General features: G+C 65.7%; 8 protein-coding genes. 1 reads left to right on the plus strand and 7 read right to left on the minus strand.

Annotation, left to right across the window (positions count from 1 at the left end):
- Nucleotides 1–138: 138 nt before the first annotated feature.
- From AC5P78_RS16795 to AC5P78_RS16810, 4 genes are all read right to left on the minus strand, one after another.
- Nucleotides 139–1,170 (minus strand): fimbrial protein, encoded by a 1,032-nt coding sequence (locus AC5P78_RS16795; protein WP_099484705.1) that lies wholly within the window; start codon nt 1,168–1,170, stop codon nt 139–141.
- Entirely contained in the window at nt 1,161–3,725 is a 2,565-nt protein-coding gene (locus AC5P78_RS16800) for a fimbria/pilus outer membrane usher protein (RefSeq protein WP_495217302.1), read from the minus strand. Before AC5P78_RS16800 ends, AC5P78_RS16795 begins: the two co-directional genes overlap by 10 nt.
- 92 nt (nt 3,726–3,817) lie before the next feature.
- Nucleotides 3,818–4,546, minus strand: coding sequence for a fimbrial biogenesis chaperone (locus AC5P78_RS16805; RefSeq protein ID WP_088436096.1), 729 nt, complete (start codon nt 4,544–4,546; stop codon nt 3,818–3,820).
- An 85-nt stretch (nt 4,547–4,631) separates the two neighbouring features.
- Nucleotides 4,632–5,171 (minus strand): fimbrial protein, encoded by a 540-nt coding sequence (locus tag AC5P78_RS16810; protein ID WP_005408038.1) that lies wholly within the window; start codon nt 5,169–5,171, stop codon nt 4,632–4,634.
- A 459-nt stretch (nt 5,172–5,630) separates the two neighbouring features.
- Between AC5P78_RS16810 and AC5P78_RS16815 the strand changes: the two genes are divergently transcribed.
- Nucleotides 5,631–5,996, plus strand: a complete 366-nt coding sequence (locus AC5P78_RS16815) for a hypothetical protein (RefSeq protein ID WP_005408037.1) — start codon at nt 5,631–5,633, stop codon at nt 5,994–5,996.
- Between the two features lie 22 nt (nt 5,997–6,018).
- On the opposite strand, the gene pncB is transcribed toward AC5P78_RS16815, so the two are convergent.
- The 3 genes from pncB to AC5P78_RS16830 form a co-directional block, all read right to left on the minus strand.
- Nucleotides 6,019–7,200, minus strand: a complete 1,182-nt coding sequence (gene pncB / locus AC5P78_RS16820; RefSeq protein WP_099484707.1) for a nicotinate phosphoribosyltransferase — start codon at nt 7,198–7,200, stop codon at nt 6,019–6,021.
- A gap of 101 nt (nt 7,201–7,301) precedes the next feature.
- Nucleotides 7,302–8,141 (minus strand): glycosyltransferase family 2 protein, encoded by an 840-nt coding sequence (locus tag AC5P78_RS16825; protein WP_043033840.1) that lies wholly within the window; start codon nt 8,139–8,141, stop codon nt 7,302–7,304.
- The gene (locus AC5P78_RS16830; protein WP_062607827.1) at nt 8,138–8,989 is read right to left on the minus strand and encodes a glycosyltransferase family 2 protein; all 852 of its coding nucleotides are present in this window, start codon (nt 8,987–8,989) and stop codon (nt 8,138–8,140) included. Before AC5P78_RS16830 ends, AC5P78_RS16825 begins: the two co-directional genes overlap by 4 nt.
- Between the last annotated feature and the right edge of the window lie 600 nt (nt 8,990–9,589).

Raw genomic sequence — 9,589 nt, forward strand, 5'->3', positions numbered from 1 at the left:
CGTACATCACATTCGAATGATGGTACGCGCGTCGTGGCATTGATCTTCATCGTTGGAAGATCAAGACGCAGTCAACGTCGCCCGTGTCACGGGCGACGTTGCGGTGGAACGCAGCAGTGGCTGCGGCCTGGGGCCGCCTTACTCGTACTGGATGGTGAAGGTGGCCTGGCCGTTCGCGACACCGGCACCGACCGTGCCGGCCTGGGTCTGCACATAGCGGGCGCGCAGCGGCAAGGTCATCGTGCTGGTGCCGGGGGTAGTGGTACCGACATTGACGGTCTGGCCGAAGCGCACTTCGCGCTCGGTGGTGCCATCGCGCTGGACCATCTGGATGCCGATGCGGGTGGCGCTGTTGGTGGCCGCACTGAGCTTCAGCACGCCCGGCATGTTCGAGCTGTCCTGATCGGCATCGAGGCGGATGCCGATCTTGCTCTGGTACTGCGCGACATTGCTGCCCTGGCAGTTCAGGCGGATCTCGAAATCGCGGTCAACGGCCTTGGAACCGACACCGGTGAAGGTAGTGTTGGGCACGCTGCCGAAATCGACGGCGATATTGCGGCTGCCGGCCTGCACTTCACAGGTCGGGCTGACCACGGTGGTGCCCGAGCCCTTGAAGGTCGAGGTCAGCACCGGCCGGCCAGGGCCATCGCCGTCGAAGTAGTACGTGGTGAAGCGGCCATTCGGCGCGATCACGCCGGAACCGGTCTGAGCGGCAGTCTTGATCAGCTGGATGCGGAAGCGACCGCCGTTCAGCGTGACGGTCGTGTAGCCGAAGGGAATCGAATGCGGGTAATAGACCTGGAACGTCCCTGCGTCTCGGAACAGCTTGATGCCAACGCCTGGGACATCGGTTTCAAAGGTGTCTGCAAATCCCGGTACCGGACGCCTCTGCGCCGCGTTGACATACTCTCCGCGCGAGTAGCCGCCGTTCCAGTCACAGCTGGCAACCCGGTCACGCTGGTTGATCGATTCGCTGATTTCCTTGATCACGCCACCGACCGGCGTGCTGGGCAGGATCACGATCTGCCCCATGTCCATGGTGACGTCCTGCGCAACGAAACCGTTGATCTGGATGCGGCAGGCCGCACTGGCCTGCTGTGCCAGCAACACACCGCCCAGCAATGCGAGGCCGGTGAATGCCTTGCGGCCACGGGAAGAAATCATCGGCATGCTGCCTCCAGCGGAATGAAGCCGGTCTTGGACGCATCTGCGCCCGCCGGAACCTGGTAATCGACGGTGCAGCGCTGGTCGGCGCCGGCGCCCCACTCCACCAGCAGGCTGCCCTGGTTCTTTTCACTGCGCACGTACAGGCGGCCACCCTGGCTGACCATGCCCACCGGCTGGCCCTGCTCATCCTTGACCTGCGCACCGAACGGCATGGTGCGGCCATCCGGGTTGCGCACCTGGATCAGCAGCGCGTTGCCCTTGCGGGTATCGAAGCGCAGGTAGCTGATGGCACCGGCGAACGGCGCGATCGACTGGCTGGTGCTTTCCAGCTCGACGTCGTGGGCCATGCCCTGCGGGTCGAGGGTGACGGTGTTGAGGCGGTACGGCGACACGTACGGGACCACCGCGTAGCCGCGGCCATCGACGCGCAGGCCCGGGGCGTTGCTGACGATCGCATCGCGTGCGCCCGGCGCTTCCACCAGCACCATGGTGTCGCCACGCTGCGGGGTGAAGGTGAAGCCGCCCGGATGCACGACCACGCTGCCGTTGGCACCGACCGAAGCCTGGCGGAAATCGCGCGAGTGGCTGTAGGTCGCGTTCAACGCGGAGTAGCGGCTGCGGTACTCGGCGTTGCCGACCGCGGTGGTGCCACCTTCGCGGGAATCGGACAGGGCCACGCCGTAGCTGAAGTTGTTGTCGACACCGGCCGAACCGGTGATGCCGACGTGGCTGTTGTCATAGCCACCGCGGTCGCGCACGCCGAGATCGGCGCTGAACGACACCGGGTGGGAACCACGGCCCAGCGGCACGCTCATCGACAACAGGTACTGGGTGTCGGAACGGCCCAGCACGCCCTCTTCGGTGCGCAGCGCCGAGAAGCCGTAGTTCACCGAACGCCAAGCGTTGTTGTAGCCCACCTGGTACTGCTTGGAGGTGCCGGAACGGTCGTAGAAGTCACGCACCGAACCGGTCACGTACAGCGCACCGCCGCGACGGCCCAGCGGCTGGTTCAGCGTTACCTGGAACTGGCTGCGCTGGCGGCCACGGGTGGTCGGATCGATGCCGCGCTTGTCCGAATCACGGCCGTACAGCGCGTCCTGCAGGCTGTAGAAGCCTTCGGTCGAATAGCGGTAGGCGGCCAGCGTCAGGTTGGTCCCGGTCTCGCCGATCATGTTGCTGTAGCTCAAGCGCACGCTGGCACCGGTGTGGTTGCCGTAGTGATCGAACGAGGTACGCGCATGGGTGACGTCGGCAGCGAATGCGCCGACCGGCGTGGACAGGCCGACGCCGTACAGCAGCGACAGGTAGCCATCGCTCAGTGCACTGCCACCGTACAGGGTCAGCTGGTTGCCGATACCGCGCTGGTAGGTGCCCTGCACCAGCCACGGCTCATCGGCCAGCAGCTTGTTGCGCACCTGGCCGGCCGTCAGCGAGTAACGCGACACGCCTTCGCGCAGCATCTGCGGCACCGAACCGAACGGCACCTTGAATTCGCGGCGGCGGCCATCGGCCTCGATCACGCTCACTTCCAGATCACCGCCGTAACCGGTCGGGTACAGGTCGTCGATGACGAAGCTGCCCGGCGACACGGTGGAGGAGTAGATCAGCTGCTCGTTCTGGCGCACTTCGATGCGCGCGTTGGTCTCGGCGATGCCGCGCACGACCGGCGCGTAACCGCGCAGCGAATCGGGCAGCATGCGGTCGTCGCTGGCCAGGCTGGCACCGCGGTAACCGATCGAATCGAACAGTTCACCGGTGGTGTAGGCCTCACCGATGGTGAGCATGCCGCGCACCTGCGGAATGCCGCGCTGCGCATAGGTGGCGATGCTCTGCCAATGGCGGCCGTCGCCCTCGGACCAGGTCAGGTTCGAATCGTGGCGGAACTGCCAGCCACCCAGGTTCATGCCGGCGTTGAGGCCGAGGTAGGCACTGCGGTTGCGCTGGCCACCTTCGACGCGGCTGTCGCTGTCGATGGCATTGAAGCTGTAGCCGACGAAACCGGCATTGATGCCACGGTCCCACAGCGCCGGGTTGACGTAGCCACGCGCCTCGCGGCGCAGGAACACCTGCGGGATGCTCAGGTCGTAGCGCAGGTTGCCGCTGTCATAGACGCCATAGGCATTGGCCATGCGCTGCTGGACCGGCACGCAGCTGGTCTTGTCGGTGGGCACGGACGGATCCTGCTGCAGCAGCATGGCCTCGCTGTCCACGCCCATTTCTTCCAGCATCGGCAGCGGCAGGCAGGCGTCGACACGGCCCTGCGCATCGGCCTTGAACTGCAGATCGCGACGGCCCTGCCAGGCACCGTTGACGTACACGTCGACACGATAGTTGCCGGCCACCATCGGGTTGCCGTTGCTGAAGGCCGCCAGGTCCACCTGCTTGGCCTGGCCAGACAGGAAGCTGGAGTTGAACTGCGCCGATTCCGGTGCACGCGCATTGGCCGCACCACTCTGCGCCATCAGCGCCTGTTCGCCGAGATTGGCCGGGGCAGCCAGCGCCCATCCTGGGCAGGCCACACCAGCAACCAGCAGGCAAAGCGCCTGATGGATCGACAATGTCAATCTGTTTCCGATCACACTGACATTCCTTCAATTCGCCGCACAGCGGCGGTGGCGGGATGCGCAGGCCAGGGGCCGGCGCGGCGCGTTCAGCCCCCGGTGCTGCCGAGGCGGATGGTGTGTTCCACCCGGCCGCCGTAGTCGTTGATGGTGATGAAGCGGACCTGGTCGGTGCCCGCCGGTGCGGCGAACTCCAGGCTCTGCTTCGGCGCGACCATCGCGCCCTTGTCCTCGACGGCCTTTTCACTGCTGCCGCTCACGGCATGTACTTCGGCCAGAGTGACGTGGAAGGGGCTCGGGTTTTCCACCCGCAGGCGGTCGCCATTGCGGGTCCAGCGCAGCGCTGCCGGTGCATCGTTGGCGACGCCCTTCAGGCCCTGCGGCCGGTAGAAAAGTTTCAGGCGCGAACGAAACGCGACCTGCAGGTAATTCTGTTCGCCGCTGTCAGCGTTGTCCGGGGACGGCGGCACATCCAGCACGTTGAGCCAGAACACCGACTCGCGGTCGGTCGGCAACTGCGCGCCGGAGAAGATCAGTCGCAGCGCCTGGCTGCGGCCCGGCTCGACGCGCGCGATCGGCGGCGTCAGTACGAACGGGGCATCGCTGGTATCGGCGGTCTGGTTGGCGTCGCCGCTGTCGATCCAGGCCTGCACCAGCGCCGGCGAATCGCCCACGTTGTCGACCTGCACGGTGACTTCGCGCGCCTGCGCCGGATAGATCACTCGCGTGCCATTGACCACCACGCCGGCCAGAGCGTTCTGGCAGAAGGGCAGCGTGAACGCTGCCAGCAGCAGCGCCCGGGGAAAGAATGCTTTCATCGGAAGTACTACGCTCGAGGTATGTGGCCAGGGGCCGCGATGCACGGGCCGGCGCGTACGCCGGCCAGTGCGGGTACGGCTACGATCAGTTGTAGATGATCGTGTACTTGACGCTGCTGGTGACGTCGCCCGGGGTGGCGGCGGCAGTGGCGTAGTACTCAGCGTAGTAGTTCAGGTCGGCCGAGCCGTCGGTGCCGACGGTGACCCACTGCGAGTTGGTCTGGGCCAGGCCAGCGCCGGCAGCCTTGATCGGCAGGACCTGGTTGTTCGAGCCCAGCAGCTGCAGCTGCACGTTGGTGGCAGCGTTGGCCGAGGCCTGGTTCAGCAGGCGGCCGGTGTTGAAGTCAACGGTCGAACCCGGCTCAAAGTAGGTCGCGACGTTGCCGGCGCTGCACTTGGTCAGGTTGATGGCGAACGGGGTACGACCGGCGACGGCACCGGCGGTGGCCAGGGTGTTCTTGGACACGGTCGGCAGGTTGACGGCGAAGTCCTTGCCGCCCGGGGTCGAGATGGTGCAGGTCTTGTCGGTCACCTTGCCGTTGAAGGTGATGGTGCCGTCGGCGGCGTTGGCGGCCAGCGGAGCGGCGGCCAGCATCAGAGCGGCAATGAGGTTGATCTTGTGCATTCGCTTTTACCTAACCCTACTGAAGAGATGAGAAGTAGAGGAGGAAGCAAGGAGCACTGCCGGGCTATCAAGACCCATCCTTGCGTCTCACCTGTGGCCGGACTCGGACATACCTTCCCCTGAATCCGTGACGCAAGTATAGGCACAACTGTGATGAAAGTCTCATTATTTTTCTGAACGCCAATTCATTGACGCCTCAAATGTGACGTGTTAGGCGAAATCATGGTTGGGGGAGCGCAAGGAATTTGACGGTGGCCGGATCAGGCCACAAACGACCCTGCATGACGCACCTGGCGGCGCATTCGGCATGCGCGGAAACAGGCCTTTTTAAGGTGGAAATCACCTTATTTGATGCGCATCACTCTTTGTTGGTGATGGCCCTAGCAGATTCGGAATCGTCCTATTAAAGACGGATCGAACCTGTCGCTAACTAGGACACACCGAACCAGAGAACGTGTCATGAGAACCTCCCTTCTGCTGTGCGTGGCCCTGATGTCCGTCAGTGCGCTGGCCCAGGCCAGCAGCGGCAGCATTCGTTTCAGCGGCCGTATCGCCGAGCCGGGCTGCATGACCAACCTGTCCCAGGGCGAGCTGAGCCTGGCGGCCTGCCCGCCGTCGGCCAAGGGCTCGACGGTGGCTGTGACGGCGCTGGCCGATGGCCAGGCCGCGACGCTGCGCGACGGCAAGCGCCAGGGGCAGAAGCTGTCGGTGTCGGCCAGCGCGATGCGCGCCGGCGATATCGCCTTCTCCGAGCGCTACAGCGTGCAGGCTTCGAAGCAGCAGCCGCTGCAGGGTGCCTACCTGGTGGTGGTCGACTACCTGTAAGCAGCACTGAAGGCCGGCGCGGTTACTCCGGCTGCGGCAGCTCGAAGACCTGACGCAGGTAGGCCAGGTAGCCGGGGTCGTCGCACATGCTCTTGCCCGGCGAATCGCTGAGCTTGGCCACCGGCTGGCCGTTGCAGCGGACCATCTTGATCACGATGTTCAGCGGCGTCGGACCCAGATCATTGGTCAGGTGGGTGCCGACGCCGAACGCGACCTGGCAGCGACCACGGAAGTAGTCGTACAGGCGCATGACCTTGGCGATGTCGAGCCCATCGCTGAACACCAGCACCTTGCTGCGCGGATCGACGCGGCGCTGCTGGAAGTGCGCCAGCATGCGGTCGCCCCAGTCGAACGGATCGCCCGAATCGTGGCGGACACCGTCGAACAGCTTGCAGAAGTACATATCGAAGTCGCGCAGGAACGCATCCAGGCCGACCACGTCGGACAGCGCGATGCCGAGGTCGCCGCGATACTCGCGTGCCCACGATTCCAGCGCCGCCACCTGCGAGTCACGCAGGCGTGGGCCCAGCGCCTGGAAGGCCTGCAGATACTCATGGGCCATGGTGCCGTGCGGGGTCATGCCATACAGGCGGGCGAAGTGCACGTTGCTGGTGCCGACCAGCTGCGGGCCCAGTGCATCGCGCAGCAGCGGCAGCAGGCGCGCGTGCCAGTCGCGCGAGTAGCGGCGGCGGCTGCCGTAGTCGGCGATGCGGCACTGTTCGAAACCGGGGGTATCGCGCAGCAGCGCGGCCTTGGCCTGCAGGCGGCGCTCGCCTTCGGCGAAGTCAGGCGTGGTGGTGTTGCGGAACCAGACTTCGTTGATGATCGCCAGCAGCGGCACTTCGAACAGGATGGTGTGCAGCCACGGGCCGGTGATGTCCAGTTCGATCTCGCCGGGCACGGTCTTCGACGCGCGCAGCTGGATGTACTTGCGGTCGAGGTGGAACAGGCCGAGGAAATCGGCGAAGTCGGGCTTCACGAAGCGCAGGCCACGCATGTAATCCAGCTCCGCGTCGCTGAAACGCAGGCTGCACAGGTGATCGATCTCTTCGTCGATCTGGTCGATGTAATGGGCCAGGTCGATGCCGGGCGTGCGGCACTTGAACCGGTACTGCACCTGGGCACCGGGGTGCTGGTGGAGCACCGCCTGCATCATGGTGAACTTGTACAGGTCGGTGTCGAGCAGGGACTGGATGATAGGCATGGGGCGGATTATGCGCCCAGCAGGGTGAACCGGGGGCGCGGCCAGTGGATCCACACCATGCGTGGATGACCCTATCCATGCAGCCGAGCGTGGGCTCGGCTCTACAACGACCTGCGCAGCAGGCGCGGCACCAGCATCAGGGCGTGCGCCCAGATCGCGCCCCACACCGCCACGCGCACCGGCAGCGAACGCTGACTGGCCTCGAACTTCTGGAAATAGCGCCACAGGCCCCGGTGCTTGTGCCATTCCACGAAGAACGGCCGTGAGCGGCTGGAGACACCGCGCACATGGGTGACCTGCAGGTCGTTGGCGATCGCCACCACCGCGCCAGCCTCACGTGCGCGCCGGCACAAGTCCAGGTCTTCGGCGTGCAGGCGATAGCCAGCGTCCCAGCCACCGATGCGGTCGAACAGCGCACGCGGCATCAGCAGCAGCGCGCCAGACAACGCCGGCACCCGCTGCAGCGCCTGCTGCGGATCGCGCGGGACCGACAGCTTCGAGCCTTTGCCGGGCGAACGCAGCATCAACAGGAAATCCGGATCACGACGGCGCACGGCCTCGTCGGCATGGCCATGCTCGTCCAGCTGTTCGACACCCAGCAGGCAATCCCCCAACCGTTCGGCACGGCTGCGCAGCTCGGCCAGAGTATCGGGCTCGACCATCAGGTCCGGGTTGATGAAGGCCAGCCACGGGCTGTGCGAATCGGCCACCCCCTGGTTGTTTGCGGCGGCAAAGCCGGGATTGTCCGGATTGCCGACAAAACGCACGCGCGGGTCGTGGCTGGCATGGCGCTGCACGATATCCAGCGTGCCATCCATCGAGCCGTTGTCGATCACCCGGATTTCGGCCACGTCCCGCGCCTGGCGCAGGCGCGAGAGACAGGCATCGATGGTGCTGCCGCTCTGGTAGGTGACGACGATGGCGGCGATGGCAACATTCAAACGGGTGGCTCCGGCGCGGAAGGAACGAACAGGTCGCCCTGTTCCTTCGGCATTATCGCCTGCCGCATGCGCTGCTGCAGGTCGGCACGCAGCCCGCGCAGCGGGTCGTGCATCAGGAAGTCCGCCAACCGAGGCACCCAGCCCGGCCAGCGCGCAGCCAGCGCTTCAAGATCGCCGTCACGGCTGACCGCCTCCCCTGCCCGGCTGACGAAGGCGGTCTCGCACAGCACGTTGCGCCATCCCAGGCCGGCCATGCGCAGGCTCAGGTCCACCAGCGCCGCGTTCCAGCCGGCGTAGCTGTCCACGTCCAGGCCCCCGGCACGTCGACGCGCGTTGCCCCGCACCAGCACCGCATGGGTGACTGCGGACGGCAGCTCGGGGTGCAGGGTTGGCAATGTGGCACAGGTATGCGCCAGCAGGGCCGGATCATGGGGTTCGGGATTGATTTCGCCCAGCCGTGGCCACGCAGCGGTTTCGCCGGCATTGCACCACGGGGTTGCGGTGGCGATGGCGGCATCGCGGGCGAAGGTGTCCTGCAGCTGCTGCAGCCAGCCCGGCGCGGGCACGCTGTCCGGTGCCAGCACCGCCACGTCCATGCCATCGCAGGCGCGCAACATCTCGTCCAGGTGGGCCACCTCGCCCAGCGGCCGCGCGCGGCGGGTGTACTCGGCCTGCAGTGGCGTATGCGCCAACCAATGTTCCACCACCGCCTGCGCGCGCGGCCCGGTCTGCGCATCGTCGGCCAACCAGACCGCGGTGCCCGGCGCGGTGCCGGCATCCAGTGCGGCCAGGCAGCGGTCGAGCGCGGCATCGTCCACGCACAGCGGCAACAACACGATCGCCCCCATCCCGCCTCCGTGGTTGTCGTTAGCCACAGCCTAGCACCGGGAGGGTATCGGCCGGGTTGCACCCGGCACCGGCACCGGCAGAGGCCAGAGCCAGAGCCGAAGCAACAGCCGGAGCAAAAGCTGGGTTCCTGGGGGATGGCGGGGTGGGTCCGGTTGCGGGGGACGCTGCAAGTACGTCCATGTAAGCTCGGTCGCCGCATCCATGCGGCTCACGCCCCCACAACCGGACCCACCCCGCCTTCGACAGTTTTCCGCGATCTGTCGGGCATTGCCTTCTGTAGAGCCGAGCCATGCTCGGCTCAGATGTTTCAGATCTCGAAATATTCGATTTCGATGGAGAGTCATCCACGCATGGCGTGGATCGTGTCGACCAAGGTCGACACCTACCAACAGCAGCAGGCAACTGTCGAAGGCGGGGCACTGTGGGTTTGCGGGGTGTGAGCCGCATGGATGCGGCGACCAAGCCTTATCTGATGAAAATCTGTCAGCGTAGGTGTCGAGAGCCGGCGTGGGCCGCCGTACGAGCCTGGATCTCGACGATCGCCATGTAGCTTGGCGCCCACGCCGGAATCTCCCTTGATCCGCCCGAACAGTTGCTGG

It is taken from the genome of Stenotrophomonas sp. YJH_SMC_133, assembly GCF_059370655.1.

Excerpts from the sequence above, each read along its gene's own strand:
- AC5P78_RS16795 (WP_099484705.1), bottom strand. The coding sequence starts at position 1,170 with ATGCCGATGATTTCTTCCCGTGGCCGCAAGGCATTCACCGGCCTCGCA.
- AC5P78_RS16805 (WP_088436096.1), bottom strand. The coding sequence starts at position 4,546 with ATGAAAGCATTCTTTCCCCGGGCGCTGCTGCTGGCAGCGTTCACGCTG.
- AC5P78_RS16810 (WP_005408038.1), bottom strand. The coding sequence starts at position 5,171 with ATGCACAAGATCAACCTCATTGCCGCTCTGATGCTGGCCGCCGCTCCG.
- AC5P78_RS16815 (WP_005408037.1), top strand. The coding sequence starts at position 5,631 with ATGAGAACCTCCCTTCTGCTGTGCGTGGCCCTGATGTCCGTCAGTGCG.
- pncB (WP_099484707.1), bottom strand. The coding sequence starts at position 7,200 with ATGCCTATCATCCAGTCCCTGCTCGACACCGACCTGTACAAGTTCACC.
- AC5P78_RS16830 (WP_062607827.1), bottom strand. The coding sequence starts at position 8,989 with ATGGGGGCGATCGTGTTGTTGCCGCTGTGCGTGGACGATGCCGCGCTC.